The organism is Aeromicrobium sp. Leaf291 (assembly GCF_001423365.1).
Lineage (GTDB): Bacteria > Actinomycetota > Actinomycetes > Propionibacteriales > Nocardioidaceae > Aeromicrobium.
The window spans coordinates 563,455-582,211 of sequence record NZ_LMNM01000001.1 but is presented as its reverse complement, the minus strand read 5'-3'; the positions used below and the strand labels follow the sequence as shown (position 1 = coordinate 582,211).

The following is an 18,757-nucleotide window of genomic DNA, read 5'->3' as shown; positions in this document are numbered from 1 at the left end:
TCAGTCCTTCCGAGCCATGCGGGTGGCCGCCTTGGCCATCTCGCGGTAGTACAGCGGGCGCAGGAAGCACTTCGCGGTGTACGCGATCCTGCCCTCCCGGTCGGTCAGCACGATGTGGCGACCCTTCTCCACGTCGGCCAGGACGACCGTGGCGATGTCGGCCGCGGTGCGCTTCGAGCCGTCGATCAGCTTGGCCGCAGAGGCCTGCGCCGACTCGTCCTTGCCGCGCATGGAGGCGGTCAGGTTGGTCTTGAAGAAGGTCGGGCAGACGACGCTCACGGCGATGCCGTACGGCTTGAGCTCGTGGAACAGCGTCTCGCTGAGGGCCACGACCCCCGCCTTGACCGCGTTGTACTCGCTCATGCGCGGCGGGTGGATCAGTCCGGCGGCCGAGGCGGTGTTGACGATGGTCGCGGTTCCACCCTGCTGCTTGAAGACCGGCACGAAGGTGCGGCAGCCCCGCACGACGCCGAGCAGGTTGATGTCGACGATCCACTGCCACTGGTCCATCTCGGACAGCTCGATGCGGCCACCTGCGGCGACGCCGGCGTTGTTGAACAGCACGTCGAGGCCGTCCCAGGTCTCGACGACGTGGTCGCGGACCGTCTGCCAGTCGACGTCGGAGGTGACATCGAGCCGGCGGTACTCCACCGTGCCGGGTCCGGCCTCGGCGAGGGCCTGCACGGGAGCCGGGACGTCGGCGTGCACGTCGGTCGCGAGCACCCGGCAGCCACGTTCGGCCAGCTGGGTCACGAGGGCGAGGCCGAGACCGGAGGCGGCACCGGTGACGAGCACACGAGTGCCCGGAGCGAAGTTCGTCATGGTCAGATACTAACGGTATCCGAAATCGAGGGACAGCCCGGCGGGTCGCCCTCGACCGGCTCGACGACCACCCGGCGACGGGCGTGCCGCGGCTTCGTGCACAGGTGTGGACGGCCCTGTGCACGAATCACACCGATGTTGTTCACAGCTGTGGGCAAACCTGGGGAGAACTACACGCGTGTCATTCGTGCCGCAGCGTTCCGGATGACGTGACGCAGGTCTCGTCGGGGGCACAACCTAGCGGTTCGACGACGCGCCCACCAGAGCCGTCGGAGCCCCCCGGAAATGGTCCGTGACTCCCGGTCCTCGCCGACGTTGGAGGAATCTGACAGTCCTCTCACGTCCCGCACAGGAGTCGTCCGATGCCCCATCGCCCCTCCCCCCGCCACCGCGACCCGCTTCGAGGGGCGCGTCGGCAACGCCTCGGTGTCCTCGGCGCGAGTGCCGTCGTGCTGGCCGGAGTCCTCCCGACGCTGGGTGCACAGGCAGCCGTCTCCGGCCTGACCGCGGGTCAGGAGATCTCGGGGATCGTCGCGGTGAACGAGGCGCGGGGCGGCGACAACAACTGCATCGCCCAGGACCGCAGCTCCTCCCGGCTGAGCGTCACGCGGGTGGCCGACGGCCAGGTGGTGCACACGGCGTCGCGGAACGGGTCCGGGGCGCTCAGCAGCACTTGGGACACGCTCGGCCAGCCGCTCGGCAGCTACCGGGTGCAGTCGTGGACCCGCGACTCACGACGTTCCGGCTTCGCGAACCTGGGCTGCACGGCCCAGAGCGAGGTGCAGGCCTCCAACCTCGTGGTCACCCTGCGCAACCGCGCCGCGGTGCGGGTGAGCGCTCCCGGGTCCGTGGTGAGCGGCGAGGACCTCGCCGTCTCGGTGACGACGTCGGTGCAGGCGAACGGCGTGACCGACCGTGCGCTGGGTGGTCGCACCGTGACGGTGACCGTCGGCGACGACGAGCGGACCGTGACGACCGACGCCCAGGGCCGCGGCAGCGTGGTCGTGGACCTGCCCGACCTCCCGCGCGGCGCCCTCGAAGTCTCTGCCTCGGTGGCCGACGACGCCTCCTATCTCGGCCTCGACGGCTCCACCAGCACGACCGTCGCCCGTCGCAGCACCGCGCTCCGCTACGACGGCACCACCCGCGTGCAGCCCGGCAGGAAGGCGACGCTCGCCGCGGTCCTGACCGACGTCACCCCGGGCAGCGCCCGTGCCGGCGAGCCCGTGGCCGACCTTCCCGTCGCCCTGTCGATCGGGGACGAGACCACCGACGCCACCACCGACGCCGAGGGCGTGGCCCAGCGCACCGTCACCGTCGAGGGACAGAGCCGGGTCGAGCCCGTCGCTGCCGTCTTCGCGGGAACCGAGATCTGGGGCCCGTCCCGCGACGACGTCAAGCTCTACGTCGGCGATGCGGCCGCAGAGCCCGCACCCAAGGAGCACGGTCTGATCGGCGGTCTGACCCGACTGCTCGGCGGCGTCGTCGCCGACCTCGGCACCGCGGTGGGTGGGCTGACCGGCAGCCTGCCGAACTCCGGGGCAGCCGTCGACCCGCTGCTCGAGCAGCTCGCGGCGCAGCTGGGCGACCTCGGGGACGAGGTCGGGCGGATCGGTGACCCGCTCGACGACACGGTCGACGCCGTGATCGACGGCGTCACCGCCGGCAGCCCGCTGGCCGACCTCGCCGACGCGGCGCGATTCCGCTGGCGGGCCGTGCTCGCCCAGCCCGACGGCACCCAGCGGGCCCGCGAGTTCGCCGCCGTCGTCGGCGTCCCGCAGTACCTCGACGTCACCGGCGACGGCAAGCCCGACGTGCTCGCCCGCGTGACTCTCGAGGGCACCACGCCGGTCATCACGACGCTGCGCGCCGACACGGAGGGCACGCCGTTGCCCCTGAGCCTGCAGGCCGTCGTCGGACTGCCCGGCGACGCGACCCGCTACCGGTTCGGCTTCGACGCCCGGACCAGCGACGCCCCGCGCGAGTTCCGTGCCGCGGTCGTCCTGGCCCCGGGCGGCGCCGCGCTCGAGGTCGCCTCGAGCGGCACCGCGCCCCTGGCCGTCACCGGTGCGATTGTGCCCGAGCAGGCGGAGCCGTCGGACGAGACGCCCGTGGCCTCCGGTGACGACGTCGAGCTCGACGACGCCCCGCTCGAGGCGCCGCAGGACCTCGCACCCCGGGAGCAGCGCTTCGGCATCAGCTTCGACCACGCGCCCGAGGCGGCGCGCCTGGCACTGTCGCTCGGCGGCACCCAGCAGGTGGCCGGCACGTTCACGACCCAGCGGCCCACGGAGATCGGGATCCAGTTCACCGAGGACGCCGGCAGCGACGAGGTCATGGTCGTCGACGGCACCTTCCGCTCGGTCGACGGCGAGGTCGGTGTCGGTCTCACCGGCACCGAGGAGACGGGGCTGAAGGCCTCCGTCACCAGCGACGTCGAGCTCGACGACGTCACGCTGCGGGCGCAGACCCTGGCGAAGGGCCGCACGGCCCAGGACGTCCGCCTCAGCCTGCAGGAGGTGCCGACGTCGATCGACTTCACCCTCGGTGCGGACGGCGCCGGCGGTCTCGAGGCGAGCGGCCCGATCGGGAGGTTCGCAGCCGGCTACAGCCGCGGCGGCGAGATCGTCACGCTCGACGACCCCAGCTACCTGCGCCTCGTGGACGAGGGCGGTCACGACTCCGTCGCGGTCCGCCTGCCGGGGTTCGAGGGGATGACGATCGACCTGCAGGAGACGATCTCCCTCGGCCTGACCATCGCGCCGACACCGCTGCGCGCCCTGGTGACGCAGGAGACGCTGACGCTCGACGCCCGGATCGAGGACGCCCCACGCACGTTGACGCTCGGGCTCTCCGACGACGGCGGCGTCTCGGTCCGAGGTTCGGACCCCATCGAGTCCGTGACCGTGGAGGCCACCGACCAGAGCGGTCGACTCCTGGGCGCCGACCAGCTGGACCTGCGCCTGACGGACGTGCCCGAGCTGCTCGCGGTCGAGGTCGGCGACGACGGCGTCAGCTTCGACACCGGCGGCAAGGCGGTGGGCCTCGTCGAGGTCGACGCGCACTCCGGCACGCCGCTGGAGCTGCCGGCCGACAAGGACGGCCTGGCGCTGCGCCAGCGTGAGGACGACACCCGGCTCGCTGCCCGGGTGAGCGGGCTGCGGGCGATCAGGGCGTCGCTCGGCGACCAGCCGGACGTCCTGCTCGACACCGTCGCCGGGAGGGTCTTCGAGATCTCGCTCGACGACGGGGGCGACCCGGTCACGGCGACGATCGACCACCTCCAGCCGAACATGACGCTGCGCCTGGTGGAGGCCGAGGGGGCGACCCGCCTCGAGTACGCGGCCGACGCCAGCACGAACCGTCTGTCCTTCGACCTCGGCGGGCTCTCCGGCTCCATCGCCGGACCCCTGCCCGCGAGGCTGCGGGTCTGCATGGCCGAGGACGAGGCCTGCCTGCCCGGCGCCGGGATCGACGACCCGGGCATCGGGTCGGTGCAGTTCGACGCGAGCGAGTACACGACGCTCGACCTGGTCGACTCCGCCGGTGGGCTGTCGGCCAACGGCCTGCGGCTGCAGCGGCTCGACCTGACCGGTGACCTCGACGCCGACGACGGAGGGCCGGTCTACCTGAACACGACGTCGTTCGGCGGCGAGTGCGGGACCGCAGGGTGCGAGCACCCGATCCGTGGCGGGAACGTCGTGGCCGAGCTCGGCTCGGCACGGCTGACCTTCACCCCGGGCAACGGGTTCTCGGCCGTCGACGCCAGGACCGACCTGGAGACGACGAAGCTCTTCGGCCAGACGACGGGTGTCCGGGCGACGGGCGGCACCGGCATCGTCCGGTGCGTGTCGGCCACCGCGCTGCAGGTCCGGGTCGAGGTGATCGGCATCCCGATCACGCTCAACCTGCGTGACGCGATCTGCAACGTGAACCGCACGCCGCGCTGACCGACCACCGCACCGACCGCGCCCCCTCGCCGCACCGGTGAGGGGGCGCGGTCGTGGTGTGGGCGCTCAGGCCGTGAGCGACGCCGTGCGCAGGGCGACCGCGACCACCACGGCCACCCAGATCCCGGTGAACGCGAGGACCTGCACGAGGGTGCGGCGCTCGCGCGGGGCGTACGCGAAGACGAGACCGAGCAGACAGCCCGCCACGAACCCACCCAGGTGACCCTGCCAGCTGATGTTGCCCGTGAAGCTGATCGCTCCGTTGATCGCCAGCAGCACCAGCAGGCCGCGCACGTCCTGACGGGCCTTGAGCAGCAGCACCAGGGCCATGCCAAAGAGGCCGAAGACCGCTCCCGAGGCGCCGGCGGTGCCGCCGAGCGGGTTCGACAGCCACATGACGAACACGCCCGAGACGACCGCCGTCGTCACGTACGCGGCGATGAACCGCACCGTGCCGAGGGCGCGCTCCACGAACGGCCCGAACAGGTACAGCGCGTACATGTTGAAGGCGATGTGCAGCACCGACAGGTGCAGGAACGCCGAGGTCAGGAGCCGCCAGTACTGCCCCTCGGCCACGCCGAACGGCCACATGGTGCCCTGCTGGTACAGCTCGCTGCGCAGGTCACCGGTGGCCATCTGCAGCACGTACAGGGTGACGTTGACGACGATGAGCGTCATCGACACGATTCCCTCGCGCGTCTGCACCGCGCCGCCGGCGACCGTGCGCGGAGCGCGGACGGCCTTCGCGCCCTTGTTCACGCACTCCGGGCACTGGAAGCCGACCGACGCGTCGCGCATGTCGTCGGGGCAGATCGGCCGCTCGCACCGCTGGCACGAGATGTACGCCTCGCGGTCAGGATGCCGGTAGCACCGCTGCGCGCCGTCGGCGCGCGGTTCGTCCACGGGTCAGCCGCGGTCGATCGTGACCTTCTCGATGACCACGGGGTCGACCGGACGGTCGAAGCCGTCGGTCGGCACGGCCACGATGGCGTCGATGACCTTCTGGCTCGCCTCGCCGTCGACCTCGCCGAAGATCGTGTGCTTGCGGTTGAGCCAGTCGGTGGGCACCACGGTGATGAAGAACTGCGAGCCGTTGGTGCCGGGCCCGGCGTTGGCCATGGCCAGCAGGTAGGGCTTGTCGAAGCGCAGGTCCGGGTGGAACTCGTCCTCGAACGTGTAGCCGGGGCCGCCCGTTCCGGTGCCGAGCGGGTCGCCGCCCTGGATCATGAAGTTGCTGATGATGCGGTGGAAGGTGAGGCCGTCGAAGAACGGGCGGGTGGCGACCTGGCCGGTGGCCGGGTCGAGCCACTCCTTGGTGCCCTCGGCCAGACCGACGAAGTTCTCCACCGTCTTGGGGGCGTGGTCGGGGAACAGACGGATGACCACGTCGCCGTGGTTGGTCTTGAAGGTGGCGCTCAGGGGGGAAGACACGTCGTTCCTCTTCTGGTCGTGCGGGGCGGGACCCTTCCATCCTTCCACGCGGCCTCAAGAGAGGCGCGGCGACGCTCCGCACCGCATGCCGTCGGTACGCCCGCTACGGTGAGCCCATGCGAGAGCACCCCCTGCGCCTGGTCCTGGCCCTGCTCGCCCTGGCGGCGGGCGTCGTGGTCGCCCGCAACCTGACGGCCGACCGGGGTGGGGTCTACGACCCGGCCGGCGACGCCCGATGAGCGCCGCCGCGGGCTCCGACCTGCGGGTCGAGGTGACCCGGGTCGACGGGATCGCCGTCCTGACCTTCAGCGCGCCGCCGGTCAACCTGTACTCCCTGGAGCTGCACGACGCGTTCGACGTCGCGCTCGACGAGGTCGTGGCGGACCCGCCGCGCGCGCTGCTGGTGCGCGCCGAGGGCAAGCTCGTCTCCGGCGGCGTCGACGTGGCCCAGTTCCACGCCCGCACCTCGCAGGCCGACACCAAGGCGCTCTACGACCGGATGCTCGAGCTGCCCGAGCGGATCGCCGCCCTCGACGTGCCCACCTTCTTCGCGGCGCACGCCCTCACCCTCACGTGGGCCCTCGAGGTGGCGCTGGCCTGCGACATCGTCCTCGCGAGCGAGAAGGCGAAGTTCGGGCTCGTCGAGCGCGTGATCGGCCTGACCCCCACGATGGGCGGCACGCAGCGCCTGGCCCAGCGGGCCGGCGTGGCCCGGGCGAAGGAGGTCGTCTTCACGGGCGAGCTCTTCGACGCCGCCACCTTCGAGCGCTGGAACGTGGTCAACCGGGTGCTGCCCGTCGAGGGCTTCGACGACGCGGTCCTCGACGTCGTGCGGCAGGTGGCCGTCGGCCCCACGCGGGCCTTCGGCGCCGCCAAGCGGATCCTGCGGGTGCACGAGTCGTCGGGCGTGCCCGGTGCCGTCGCGGCCACCACGCGCATCGCGTCGGAGCTGTTCGAGACCGAGGACCTGCAGCACGGGATGGCCTCGTTCCTGGAGAACGGGCCCGGCAAGGCGACCTTCTCCGGTCGCTGAGCCGTCGCGTCAGGCGGCGCCGGGGGCGTCGGCCTCCGCGCGCAGCACCCGCGTGGTGCGACGCTCGGCCCAGAAGCTCACGAAGGGCACCGTGGCCAGGAGCATCGTCGTTACGGTGAACGCCGGCTTCCAGCGGTGACGGCTCGACAGCAGGGCGATGAGCACGAGAAGCACCATGAAGAGGAACCCGTGGACCTGGTCGATGACCAGGAAGACGTCCTGGTTGCGGCGCCACCACGAGCCGGGCTCGGTGAGGATCTTGCCGAAGAATCCGGCGAACACGACCAGCAGGTTCACGCCCACGACCCAGGCGAGGATGCGGTAGGCGACAGCGATGCGACTCACGGGGACAGGTTATCGGCGGGCTGGTCGTAGGGTCGGTCGGCGGGTCGCTCCGGTGGTGCGGCGCCGTGGCGGGCGCGTGCCTCGTCGACCTGGTCGCGACACATCCGCCACCACATGACCACGGCGAACAGGCCGAACACCCACCACTGGAGGGCGTAGGCGAGGTTCTTCAGGCCCACCGTCCAGGAGACGTCGGGGTCGGGCGGTTCCACGGGGGTCCAACCCTGCGCCAGCGCACCGTCGGGCGCGGGCGTGTCCAGGAGCCCGTAGCCGGACCAGAGCCGGTAGGGCAGCTCGTTCAGCAACGAGGGCGTGGTGATCGCCGTCGTCGTGCGTTCGCGACCGAGGGGCGACCCGCCGCCCTGGCTGGGCTGCAGCACCACCGACAGCTGCTGGCGACCCTCAGGGACCGCCGGGATGGCGGCGTCCCGCTCGGCCGACGGATCGGCGCGTCCGCGCACCACCAGGAGCGCGCCGTCGGAGCCGTCGACGACGAAGGGAGCGACGAGCCACACGTCGCCTCGCGTCATCTCGCCCCGCACCCAGAACTGCTCGTCCACCGGCCCGAACCGTCCTTCGACGGTCACGCGCCGGTCCTGCAGATCGGTCCGGAACGGCTGGCCCAGCCCCCACACGTCGACGATGGGAGCCGGCGCCGCAGCGGCGGACTCGCGCGCCGCCTCACCCTGGCGCGACTCGTACGCGCCGAGCTGCCAGAACCCGCCGGCCACGCACGCCGCCAGCGCCACCAGCGCGAACAGGTGCAACGGCGTGAGCCGCAGCCACAGCCGCGCGGTGGACGGCCTGGCCGCGGACGTCACGATCAGGAGGTGAAGGGCGTGAGGTGCGGGTAGAGCGGGAACCGCTCCGCGAGCGTCGTGACCCGCTTGCGCAGGCCCTCGACGTCGATGTCGCCCGGCTTGAGCGCCTCGGCGATGACGTCGGCGACCTCACGGAACTCCTCGGCACCGAACCCGCGGGTGGCGAGTGCGGGCGTGCCGATGCGCAGTCCCGACGTGATCATCGGCGGACGCGGGTCGTTCGGGACCGCGTTGCGGTTGACCGTGATGCCGACCTCGTGGAGGCGGTCCTCGGCCTGCTGGCCGTCGAGCTCGCTGTCGCGCAGGTCCACCAGAACGAGGTGGACGTCGGTGCCGCCGGACAGCACCTGCACGCCGGCCTCACGGGCGTCGTCGGCGAGCAGCCGCTCGGCCAGGATCTGCGCGCCCTCGATGGTGCGCTGCTGGCGGTCCTTGAAGTCGGGCTCGAGCGCCATCTTGAAGGCGACGGCCTTGGCGGCGATGACGTGCTCGAGCGGGCCGCCCTGCTGGCCGGGGAACACCGCGGACTGGAGCTTCTTGACCAGCTCGGGGTCGTTGGACAGGATCACGCCGCCGCGGGGACCACCGAGCGTCTTGTGCGTGGTGCTCGAGACGACGTGCGCGTGCGGCAGCGGCGACGGGTGCAGGCCGGCCGCGACCAGGCCCGCGAAGTGCGCCATGTCGACCCACAGGTAGGCACCCACCTCGTCGGCGATCTCGCGGAACGCGGCGAAGTCGAGCTGACGGGGGTAGGCCGACCAGCCGGCGATGATGACCTTGGGCGAGTGCTCGCGGGCGAGGCTGCGGACCTCGTCCATGTCGACCAGACCGGCGTCGTCCACGTGGTACGGGACGACCTCGTACAGCCGCCCGGAGAAGTTGATCTTCATGCCGTGCGTCAGGTGGCCGCCGTTGGCGAGGTCCAGACCCATGATCGTGTCGCCCGCGCGGGCGATCGCGTGCAGCACGGCGGCGTTGGCGCTGGCGCCCGAGTGCGGCTGGACGTTCGCGTAGTCCGCGTCGAACAGCTGCTTCAGCCGGTCGATCGCGATCTGCTCGACCTCGTCAACGACCTCGCAGCCGCCGTAGTACCGCTTGCCCGGGTAGCCCTCGGCGTACTTGTTGGTGAGCACGCTGCCCTGCGCCTGCAGGGCGGCAACGGGGGCGAAGTTCTCCGAGGCGATCATCTCGAGCGTCGTCTGCTGGCGCTCCAGCTCGGCGTCGAGGAGACGCGCGACGTCGGGGTCGAACGCGGCGAGCGACTGGTTCAGGTCCATGCCCCCAGGGTAGTGGGCGTCCTCGAAGGGCGGGGGAGTCCGGGTGTGACGTGGGCGGGGGGTGGGTGGCGTTCGTCTTGTCCTGCGGCTGCGACTGCTCGGCTGGGTGGTGTCCTGCGGCTGCGGCGCCGCGGCTCCTCGTCGACCTGCGCTCAGAAAGGGCCTCGACCGGCGGTGGGGTGGGTGCTCGGTCGGGGTTCTCGGGGCGCGGGGACGCCGATGATGCTTTCGGGGCGCGCTCACCGTCTCGTTGCCTCGTCGTGCGTCGGTTGAGGCAGTGGGAGGTAGGTGGCGCGCGTTATTCGCCGGGCGAAGGTAGGTGGCACGCGGATGCAGACCTCCATACCGCGGGCCACCTGCCTTTGACGCTCCGATTCCGCGGGCCACCTACCTCTGACGCTCCGATTCCGCGCGCTACCTACCTCTCACCCGTCTTGGGCAGTGGGAGGTAGGTGACGCACCGCATCCGAGTCGTTTGGGGTGCGTCACCTACCTCTGACGGCCTGGTTCGGTGCGTCACCTACCTCTGACGGCCTGGTTCGGTGCGCTACCTACCTTCGACGCCCCAGGACCGGCCCGCGGCACCGGGGCTCGGCCGGGCGGGAGCCCATCCGCCGGTCGAGGCCCTTTCGCAGACCGAGCCGAGACCCGGCCGGAGCAGCGCAGCACCGAGCCGAAGCCCCGCCAGGAGACGCCGCCGCAGGACGAGCCCACCCGGAGCAGCGCAGCCGCAGGACGAGGCCCCGCCAAGAGACGCAGCCGCAGGACGAGACCCACCCAGCGACCGCAGCCGCAGGACAGGAGGCAGCCCAGCCGGCCGAAGGGAGGGGTCAGTCCCCGGAGAGGCGGTGCTTCTCGGCGAGCACCGCGGCCTGGGTGCGGCGCTGCAGGCCCAGCTTGGAGAGCAGCTGGGAGACGTAGTTCTTGACCGTCTTCTCGGCGAGGTACATCTCGGTGGCGATCTGGCGGTTGGTCATGCCCTGGCCGATGAGGCTGAGGATACGGCGCTCCTGTGCCGTCAGCTCGGCGAGCGGGTCCTTCGGCGCGGGAGCGTTGCGGATCCGGTCGAGGACCTGGGCGGTGACCGCGGGGTCGAGCAGCGACTGGCCGTCGGCCACCCGGCGGACGGCGTCGACGAGGTCGTTGCCGCGGATCTGCTTGAGCGCGTAGCCGGCGGCGCCGGCCATGATGGCGGAGAACAGCGCCTCGTCGTCGTCGAACGACGTCAGGATGATGACGTTGACCTCCGGGTGCGCGGCCCGGACGTCGCGGCACACCTCGATGCCCGACCCGTCGGGAAGGCGCGCGTCGAGCACCGCCACGTCGGGCAGCAGCGTCGGGATGAGCTCGAGCGCCTCGCCGGCGGTGCCGGCCTCGCCGACGACCGACAGGCCCTCCTGCGCCTCCAGGAGGTCGCGGATGCCGCGTCGGACGATCTCGTGGTCGTCGAGCAGGAAGATCCGTACGGACTCGCTCATGTGGGGGTTCCTTCGTTGGCGGGGATCACGGCATCGACTTCGGGACGCTCCAGCGGACCTGGAGGCCGCCGTGCGACGGCTCCAGGAACTCGCAGCTGCCGCCCAGGTTCTGGGCGCGGTGCCTCATGTTGCGCAGTCCGTTGCCGAACGGCTGGTCGGGATCGAGCCCGAGTCCATCATCGGTCACGGTGAGCACGATGTCGTCGGTGACGTCGAGCTCGATGGCGACCTCACCGGCGTGGGAGTGCCGCACGACGTTCGACAGGATCTCCTTGAGCACGGCCGCCAGCTGCTCGGCCGCCATGTCGGGCACCACGCTCTCGACCGGTCCGATGGTCTCCACCGTCGGGCGGTAGCCGAGCATCCGCTCGGCCTCGCCGACGATGGCGTCGATCTCGAGCCGCAGGTTGGCCGGCACCGTGGGAGAGCTGAGGTCGAAGATCGTGCGACGGATCTCCTTGATGGTCTGGTCGAGCCCGTCGACGGCGTCGGACAGTCGAGCCCCGACCGCCGGCGGGACCGAGGCCGAGGCGCTGTCGAGCGAGAGGCCGATGGCGAACAGGCGCTGGATCACCAGGTCGTGCAGGTCGCGGCCGATGCGGTCGCGGTCCTCGAAGATCGCCAGCTTGGCCTGGGTCTCGCGGGCCCGCACCACCTGCATGACCAGGGCCGCCTGCTGGGTGAAGCCGTTCGGCAGCTCGGGGTCGAGGGCCCACGTGGACGACATCTGCTCGGAGAACCACCCGATGACGAGGACCGCCGTGCCCTCCTCGAAGTGCAACGGGTGCGCCTGCACCGTCTGCAGCCCCGGGAGCGCGGCCAGCGTGTCGTCGTCGATGCGCTCGTCGTGGAGGGCGTCGGTGATGACCACCGCCTGCCCCGACCGGACGACCTCGCGCAGGAACGGGATGTCGGGACGGATTCCCACCGGGTCGGGCTCGATGCCCACCGCGGCCGTGACTACGAACGGCCCGTCGTCGTCGGGCACGACGAGGGCAGCAGCCCCGGCGCCGGCGACGTCGCGGACCCGCTCGACGATGAGCTGGCTGGCGGCCTGGCGGGAGATGGGGCGCAGCAACGCCGTGGCGACCTCGGAGGTGGCGCGCAGCCACCGACGCTGCTGCTCGCTCTGCTCGAACAGCCGGGCGTTCTCGATGACGACGCCCGCGGCCGACGCGATCGCGACCGCGACCTCCTCGTCCTCCGGCGTGAACCCGCCGTCACCCTGCTTGTCGGTGAGGTAGAGGTTGCCGAACACCTGGTCGTGGACGCGGATCGGCACGCCGAGGAACGACGTCATGTCGGGGTGGAGTCGCGGGAACCCCGCGCTCTCGGGATGGTTCTTGAGGTCGTTGACCCGCAGCGGCTCGGGCCGGTCGATCACCAGCCCGAGCAGGCCCTGGCCCTGCGGGAGGCGGCCGATCATGTCCTGGTGCTCGGCGTCGAGCCCGTGCACGGCGAACGTGCCGAGGCGGTGCGAGGAGCGACCGTCGAGCACGCCGAGGAAGCCGTAGGTGGCTCCGACGAGCTCGCTGGCGGAGTCGACGATGCGCTGGAGGACGTTGTCGAGGGAGAGGTCCTGGGACAGCGCGACGACAGCGTCGAGCAGACTGCTCTGACGCTCCGACCCCACTCCGCTCTTCTTCATCGACGACTCCCTCCCGAGGGAGGATAGTGCTGTGGCTGCCCCCACGGAGGGGGTTGAGCCGAACCTGATGGACACATGTCTGCGAGAGTCCCCAGCCGCCCGGTCATGACGCGAGGCCGCGCGCACCGACCGCGTCGTCATCGAAACGCAACCTGCGCGCCCTTCCAGCGGGCGCGAGCCACCACTAGCGTGCCGAGAAGTCCATGATCCGCGCAACCATCGCGCGTGGCACACCTGCTCAGGAAGGCAGCGCATGCACATCCATCGGGGGGCAGCGGTCCTCGCTGCGACGACACTGGCCGGGGTCACCCTGGCCGCCTGCGGCGCAGGCAACTCAGGCGACACGAAGGCCGGCATCCTCGTCGGCACCACCGACAAGGTCGTCTCGATCGACCCGGCCGGTGCCTACGACAACGGCTCGACGCAGATCCAGACCCAGGCCTACCAGTACCTGCTGAACTTCCCCGCGGGCAGCACCGAGCTCACGCCCGACGCCGCCGAGAACTGCGACTTCGAGACGCCGACCGAGTACGTCTGCACCATGAAGGACGGGCTGACGTTCGCCAACGGCAACGAGCTGACCGCCTCCGACGTGGCGTTCTCGTTCAAGCGCATCGTCGACATCAACGACCCGAACGGCCCGGCGTCGCTCCTCGGGGCCATGAAGAGCGTGGAGGCGCGCGACGACAAGACCGTCGTGTTCACCCTCGCGGCCCCCAACGACGTGACGTTCCCGCAGGTGCTCGTGACCTCGGCCGGACCGATCGTCGACGAGGAGACCTACCCCGCCGACAAGGTGCTCGACGACGACGCCGCCGTGAAGGCCCAGGGCTTCTCCGGTCCGTACACGATCGGGTCGTACACGAAGAACGAGCTCGCCGAGTTCACCAAGAACGAGAAGTACGACGGCGCCTACGGCGAGCCCGAGAACGACGCGGTCACCCTGACCTACTACTCGGACTCCAACAACCTCAAGCTCGACGTCCAGAACGGCAAGATCGACGTGGCGTGGCGCTCGCTCACCCCCACCGACATCGCCAGCCTGGAGAAGGCCGACGGCGTGGAGGTGCACCAGGGCGACGGCGGCGAGCTCCGCTACATCGTGTTCAACCTCAAGACGATGCCCGGCGAGGACGACGAGCAGAAGACGGCGATCCGCCAGGCCATGGCCAGCTCGATCGACCGCGCCGAGCTGTCGGAGCAGGTCTACAAGGGCACGTTCACGCCCGCCTACTCGGCCGTCCCCGACGGTCAGCCCGGCGCCACGGAGCCGTTCAAGGAGCTCTACGGCGAGAAGCCCGACACGGCCAAGGCCAAGAAGTTCCTCGACGACGCCGGCGTGGACACGCCCGTCGACCTCAAGCTGCAGTACAACCCGGACCACTACGGCTCCAACTCCGACCAGGAGTACGCCATGGTCAAGCGGCAGCTGGAGGCCACGAAGCTCTTCACGGTGGACCTGCAGTCCACCGAGTGGAACACCTACTCCGAGGAGCGGGTGAAGGACGCCTACCCGATGTACCAGCTGGGCTGGTTCCCGGACTTCCCGGACCCGGACAACTACCTGACGCCGTTCTTCGCGCCGAACAACTTCCTGCAGTCCCACTACGAGGACGACACGACGACCAAGCTGCTCGACACCGAGCGGACCCAGGCCGACGAGGCCGAGCGTGAGAAGACGCTCGCGCAGGTCCAGGAGCGGGTCGCCCAGCAGGTGCCGATCCTGCCGCTGCTGACGGGTGCCCAGGTGGCCGTGGCCGGCGACGACGTCGAGGGCGTGGACGACACGCTCGACGCGGCGTTCAAGTTCCGGTTCTCGTCGCTCTCGAAGGGCTGACGCAGACGGAGGGGTGGGCCGGACCGTGAACTCGGTCGGGCCCACCCCCTTCCGCGTGCCCCTCCCCGGTGACACGAGCACCGTGACGCCGACCCTGTGACACCGCACGTCCCTGCACGACCCCACTCCCCGAGGAGTCCCATGTCTTCCGCCGAGGTGCTCGCCGCAGGCGAGCCGCCCGCCACCCCGTCATCGGGGCCCGCGCCCGCTCGACGTCGGGGGCTGCCGCCCCTGGCGCGCTACCTGCTGGTGCGTCTGGCCCTCGTGGTGCCGATGATCTGGGTGCTCGTCACCCTCGTGTTCGTGCTGCTGCGGGTGATCGGCGACCCGATCACCGCAGCCCAGGGCGGACGCCTGACCCCCGACCAGATCGCCCAGCGCAAGGCCGACGCCGGCCTCGACCGACCCATGCTCGTGCAGTACTGGGAGTACGTGTCGGGTCTGGTGCGCGGCGACTTCGGCACCACGCTCACCGACAACCAGCCGATCTCGCAGATCCTCAAGGTCAACGGCGCGGCGACCCTCGAGCTCACCCTCTACGCCCTGGTGGTGGCCTTCGCGATCGGCATCCCGCTCGGCCGGCTCGCCGCCCGGTACCGCGACCGCCTGCCCGACGTGACCCTGCGGCTGTTCGCGATCGTCGCCTACGCGGCGCCGGTGTTCTTCGTCGGCCTGCTGCTCAAGCTGGCGTTCACGCCGTTCGGCTGGCCGTCGTCCGGTCGGGCCTCCACGACCACGCTGCTCACCCTGCAGGACGTGAGGCCCCGGACGAACATCCTGCTCGTCGACGCCATCTTGTGGGGTGACCCGGGCTACGTGCTCGAGGTCCTCCAGTACGCGCTGCTGCCGGCGCTGGCCCTGGGTCTGCTGACCGGAGGCGTGTTCCTGCGTCTCGTGCGCATCAACCTGCTGCAGACGCTGCGCGCCGAGTACGTGACCGCGGCTCGCGCCCGAGGGATCTCCGAGGGTCGTGTGGTGCGCAAGGTCGCGTTCCGCAACGCCCTCGTGCCCGTCGTCACCGTCATGGGCATGCAGATCGCCATGCTGCTGGCCGGCGCGGTGCTCACCGAGACCACCTTCGAGTGGAAGGGCATCGGCTACATGCTCGCCGAGTACCTGAAGGCCCGCGACTTCCTGGCCGTGCAGGGCATCGTCACGCTCATCGCGCTCGTGGTCTGCCTGGCCAGCTTCCTCATCGACGTCATCGTGGCGCTCGTCGACCCGAGGGTGCGGTTCTGATGGCGCGGGCGAGGAACCTCGTGCCCGGTGTGGTGCGGCAGAGCCACGGCCTGCAGCGCTTCATGCTGCTCCTCGGCTTCGCGATCGTGATCGCGTTCGTCGTCGTCGCCGTGCTCGCGCCGTGGATCGCGCCGTACGGCTTCAACGACGACCGCGGTGCCGACGGCGTCGTGTTCGGCACGCAGCAGGCACCGTCGGCCGCGCACTGGTTCGGCACCAACGTCGGCGGCACCGACGTGTTCTCGCGCGTCGTCTACGGCACCCGCACCGCGGTCATCGTCATCGCGCTGGCCGTGGTGCTGTCGAGCCTCGTCGGCGTGCCGCTCGGTCTGGTCTCGGGCTACCTCGGTGGCTGGCTCGACCGCGTGCTCGTGCTCGTGATGGACGCGCTCTACGCCTTCCCGTCGCTGCTGCTCGCGATCGTCGTCTCGATCGTGCTGTCGGGCGGGTCGAGCGGGGCGTTCGGCGGCATCATGTCGGCCGCCATCTCGATCACCGTGATCTTCGTGCCCCAGTACTTCCGGGTGATCCGCAACGCCACGCTGTCGGTGAAGACCGAGCCGTACGTCGACGCCGCTCGCGTGGTGGGCGTGCGGACGCCGCGCATCATGTTCAAGCACGTGTTCAGCAACGTCGCGCAGAACCTGCCCATCATCGGCACCCTCAACGCCTCCGAGGCGATCCTCACCCTCGCCGGCCTGGGATTCCTGGGCTTCGGCATCGAGCCGTCGGCCGCCGCGGAGTGGGGCTACGACCTCAACAAGGCACTGCCCGACGCCACGAACGGCATCTGGTGGACGGGCGTGTTCCCCGGCCTGGCGATCGTGCTGGTCGTGCTGGGCGTGACGCTCGTGGGCGAGAGCCTTAACGACGTGCTCAACCCGCTGCTGCGCACGCGCGGCGGCGACGGCGGATCCGGCACCACCGAGTCCGAGATCGAGCTGGACGAGCAGGCCTTGGCCGAGCTCGACGCGAGCGGCGGCGTCGAGGAGGTGCCGGACGACGTCCGGAGGGCCGCGGTCCTCTCGCTGGGGGACCTCACCGTCTCGTTCGCGACCGACGGTGGAGCCGTGCGTGCCGTGCGCGGCCTGTCGTTCGACGTCGCCCCCGGCGAGGTGCTGGCCGTGGTCGGCGAGTCCGGGTCGGGCAAGTCCGTCACCGCGCGTGCGGTGCTGGGCCTGCTGCCGTCGACGGCGACGGTCTCGGGATCGGCGATCCTGCGGTCGGGGCAGGACCCGTCGAGGGGCGGGACGGCCCCTGTGGGCACGGAGCGGGAGCTGGTCGGGCGCAGCGCCAAGGAGCTGCGGCCCATCCGCGGTGACGAGGTGTCCATGGTGTTCCAGGAGCCGTCCACCGCCCTCGACCCCGTGCGCACCGTCGGCTGGCAGATCGTCCAGGGCATCCGCGCCCACCGCGACGTCAGCGCCAAGGCCGCCCGCGCGCGGGCCGTCGAGCTGCTCGAGATGGTGGGCCTGCCCGACCCCGAGCAGCGTGTCGACTACTACCCGCACCAGCTGTCGGGCGGGCAGAAGCAGCGCGTCGTCATCGCGATGGCCATCTCGTGCGACCCCGACGTGATCGTGGCCGACGAGCCCACGACCGCGCTCGACGTGACCGTGCAGGCGCAGATCCTCGACCTGCTGCTCAGCCTGCGCGACCGGCTGGGCACCGCGATCGTGCTCATCACCCACAACATGGGAGTCGTCGCCGACGTGGCCGACCGCGTGGTGGTCATGTACCGCGGTCGGCTGGTCGAGACCGCACCTGTCGACCGGCTGTTCGCGGCCCCGCGGCACCCCTACACCCGGGCCCTGCTCGACGCGGTGCCGCACCTCGGCCGCGAGGACGGTCCGTCGCTCGTGTCCGAGGAGGCCGACGTCGTGCTCGACGTCGACGACCTGGTCGTCGAGTTCCCAGGGCGTCTCGGGCAACCGGCGTTCACCGCGGTCGACCACGTGTCGCTGCAGGTGCGTCGGGGCGAGGTGCTCGGGCTGGTGGGCGAGTCGGGTTCCGGGAAGTCGACGATCGGACGCACCGCGGTCGGGCTGCAGCAGCCCACGAGCGGGACGATCTCGGTGTCGGGCACCACGGTGTCGGGACTGTCCGACGCGCGGCTGCGGCCCCTGCGGTCGCGCTTCGGCTTCGTGTTCCAGGACCCGGCGGCCTCGCTCAACCCCCGGATGAGCATCGGCGACTGCATCGCCGAGCCGCTGCGGGTGCAGACCGACCTGTCCTCCGCCGACGTGGATGCGAAGGTCGCGTCGCTGCTGGAGTCGGTCGAGCTGCCCGCGTCGTACGCGACGCGGTTCGGCCACGAGCTGTCCGGTGGCCAGCGCCAGCGCATCAGCCTGGCCCGCGCCATCGCGCTGGATCCCGACCTGCTGATCGCGGACGAGCCGACGTCGGCGCTGGACGTGTCGGTGCAGGCGCGGGTGCTCGAGCTGTTCGCCGAGCTGCAGCAGCGGGTGGGCTTCGCGTGCCTGTTCATCAGCCACGACCTGGCCGTGGTCGACTCGCTCGCGAACCGCGTGGCAGTGCTCCAGCACGGCCGTCTCGTCGAGGTCGGCCCGCGCGAGGACGTGCTGCGACGTCCGCAGCAGGACTACACCCGCCGCCTCATCGCGGCCGTCCCCGTCCCCGACCCCGTCGAGCAGCGGGCTCGCCGCGCGACCCCCACCCCCTGACCGGGTGGCCACCCCCGCCCGCCGCGTGCCCGCGATTCCCATCAGGTGATGGGAATCACGAGCTCACCTTGGGAATCCCTCACTCACCCTGGCGTGCTCGCCAGGGTGAGTCGGGGATTCCCGAGGTGAGTGGCCGGGTGGCTGCGTCCCGGTCGGCGGGTGGAACGCCGCACCCCGGGTGACACTGGAGCG

The 18,757-nt window shown here is 71.1% G+C and carries 14 protein-coding genes; 6 read left to right on the top strand and 8 right to left on the bottom strand.

Translation table 11 applies throughout. The features are described 5' to 3' along the window. The gene (locus ASF35_RS02960) at nucleotides 1-822 is read right to left on the bottom strand and encodes an SDR family NAD(P)-dependent oxidoreductase (RefSeq protein WP_055962547.1); all 822 of its coding nucleotides are present in this window, start codon (nucleotides 820-822) and stop codon (nucleotides 1-3) included. 362 nt (nucleotides 823-1,184) lie between these two features. Here ASF35_RS02960 and ASF35_RS02955 point away from each other — a divergent pair, with 362 nt between their 5' ends. Further along, nucleotides 1,185-4,772, top strand: coding sequence for a hypothetical protein (locus tag ASF35_RS02955; RefSeq protein WP_156367935.1), 3,588 nt, complete (start codon nucleotides 1,185-1,187; stop codon nucleotides 4,770-4,772). A 66-nt stretch (nucleotides 4,773-4,838) separates the two neighbouring features. Here ASF35_RS02955 and ASF35_RS02950 read toward each other — a convergent pair whose 3' ends face one another. Then, nucleotides 4,839-5,675: a rhomboid family intramembrane serine protease gene (locus tag ASF35_RS02950; protein ID WP_055962539.1), complete on the bottom strand. Its 837-nt coding sequence runs from the start codon at nucleotides 5,673-5,675 to the stop codon at nucleotides 4,839-4,841. A gap of 3 nt (nucleotides 5,676-5,678) precedes the next feature. Beyond that, a complete protein-coding gene (locus tag ASF35_RS02945) occupies nucleotides 5,679-6,203 on the bottom strand; it encodes a peptidylprolyl isomerase (protein ID WP_055966091.1) in 525 nt (174 codons plus the stop codon). 116 nt (nucleotides 6,204-6,319) lie between these two features. On the opposite strand from ASF35_RS02945, the gene ASF35_RS18505 reads away from it, so the two are divergent. Both ASF35_RS18505 and ASF35_RS02940 read left to right on the top strand, forming a co-directional pair. Further along, on the top strand, nucleotides 6,320-6,442 hold the full coding sequence (locus tag ASF35_RS18505; RefSeq protein WP_255353803.1) for a hypothetical protein: 123 nt from the start codon (nucleotides 6,320-6,322) through the stop codon (nucleotides 6,440-6,442). Further along, nucleotides 6,439-7,236 carry an enoyl-CoA hydratase/isomerase family protein gene (locus ASF35_RS02940; protein ID WP_055962537.1) on the top strand — a complete coding sequence of 266 codons (798 nt, stop codon included), beginning with the start codon at nucleotides 6,439-6,441 and terminating at the stop codon, nucleotides 7,234-7,236. The genes ASF35_RS18505 and ASF35_RS02940 overlap by 4 nt, the downstream gene beginning before the upstream one ends. 9 nt (nucleotides 7,237-7,245) lie before the next feature. On the opposite strand, the gene ASF35_RS02935 is transcribed toward ASF35_RS02940, so the two are convergent. From ASF35_RS02935 to ASF35_RS17925, 5 genes are all read right to left on the bottom strand, one after another. After that, on the bottom strand, nucleotides 7,246-7,581 hold the full coding sequence (locus ASF35_RS02935) for a DUF3817 domain-containing protein (protein ID WP_055962534.1): 336 nt from the start codon (nucleotides 7,579-7,581) through the stop codon (nucleotides 7,246-7,248). Continuing rightward, entirely contained in the window at nucleotides 7,578-8,402 is an 825-nt protein-coding gene (locus ASF35_RS02930) for an SURF1 family protein (protein ID WP_055962532.1), read from the bottom strand. Before ASF35_RS02930 ends, ASF35_RS02935 begins: the two co-directional genes overlap by 4 nt. Nucleotides 8,403-8,404: 2 nt before the next feature. Continuing rightward, on the bottom strand, nucleotides 8,405-9,679 hold the full coding sequence (gene glyA, locus ASF35_RS02925) for a serine hydroxymethyltransferase (protein ID WP_055962529.1): 1,275 nt from the start codon (nucleotides 9,677-9,679) through the stop codon (nucleotides 8,405-8,407). 830 nt (nucleotides 9,680-10,509) lie between these two features. After that, a complete protein-coding gene (locus ASF35_RS02920) occupies nucleotides 10,510-11,157 on the bottom strand; it encodes a response regulator transcription factor (RefSeq protein WP_055962527.1) in 648 nt (215 codons plus the stop codon). A gap of 25 nt (nucleotides 11,158-11,182) precedes the next feature. Beyond that, nucleotides 11,183-12,805 (bottom strand): GAF domain-containing protein, encoded by a 1,623-nt coding sequence (locus ASF35_RS17925; protein WP_056556812.1) that lies wholly within the window; start codon nucleotides 12,803-12,805, stop codon nucleotides 11,183-11,185. 253 nt (nucleotides 12,806-13,058) lie between these two features. Between ASF35_RS17925 and ASF35_RS02910 the strand changes: the two genes are divergently transcribed. The 3 genes from ASF35_RS02910 to ASF35_RS18595 all read left to right on the top strand — a co-directional run bounded on the left by ASF35_RS02910 (nucleotide 13,059) and on the right by ASF35_RS18595 (nucleotide 18,565). Continuing rightward, entirely contained in the window at nucleotides 13,059-14,642 is a 1,584-nt protein-coding gene (locus ASF35_RS02910; RefSeq protein ID WP_055962521.1) for an ABC transporter substrate-binding protein, read from the top strand. Between the two features lie 141 nt (nucleotides 14,643-14,783). Then, nucleotides 14,784-15,881 (top strand): ABC transporter permease, encoded by a 1,098-nt coding sequence (locus ASF35_RS02905; RefSeq protein ID WP_082482068.1) that lies wholly within the window; start codon nucleotides 14,784-14,786, stop codon nucleotides 15,879-15,881. Further along, nucleotides 15,881-18,565: a dipeptide ABC transporter ATP-binding protein gene (locus tag ASF35_RS18595; RefSeq protein WP_082495338.1), complete on the top strand. Its 2,685-nt coding sequence runs from the start codon at nucleotides 15,881-15,883 to the stop codon at nucleotides 18,563-18,565. Before ASF35_RS02905 ends, ASF35_RS18595 begins: the two co-directional genes overlap by 1 nt. Nucleotides 18,566-18,757: the final 192 nt, after the last annotated feature.

Coding starts and splice junctions, on each gene's coding strand:
- ASF35_RS02960 (WP_055962547.1), bottom strand. CDS start 822: ATGACGAACTTCGCTCCGGGCACTCGTGTGCTCGTCACCGGTGCCGCC.
- ASF35_RS02955 (WP_156367935.1), top strand. CDS start 1,185: ATGCCCCATCGCCCCTCCCCCCGCCACCGCGACCCGCTTCGAGGGGCG.
- ASF35_RS18505 (WP_255353803.1), top strand. CDS start 6,320: ATGCGAGAGCACCCCCTGCGCCTGGTCCTGGCCCTGCTCGCCCTGGCG.
- ASF35_RS02940 (WP_055962537.1), top strand. CDS start 6,439: ATGAGCGCCGCCGCGGGCTCCGACCTGCGGGTCGAGGTGACCCGGGTC.
- glyA (WP_055962529.1), bottom strand. CDS start 9,679: ATGGACCTGAACCAGTCGCTCGCCGCGTTCGACCCCGACGTCGCGCGT.
- ASF35_RS02920 (WP_055962527.1), bottom strand. CDS start 11,157: ATGAGCGAGTCCGTACGGATCTTCCTGCTCGACGACCACGAGATCGTC.
- ASF35_RS17925 (WP_056556812.1), bottom strand. CDS start 12,805: ATGAAGAAGAGCGGAGTGGGGTCGGAGCGTCAGAGCAGTCTGCTCGAC.
- ASF35_RS02910 (WP_055962521.1), top strand. CDS start 13,059: ATGCACATCCATCGGGGGGCAGCGGTCCTCGCTGCGACGACACTGGCC.
- ASF35_RS02905 (WP_082482068.1), top strand. CDS start 14,784: ATGTCTTCCGCCGAGGTGCTCGCCGCAGGCGAGCCGCCCGCCACCCCG.
- ASF35_RS18595 (WP_082495338.1), top strand. CDS start 15,881: ATGGCGCGGGCGAGGAACCTCGTGCCCGGTGTGGTGCGGCAGAGCCAC.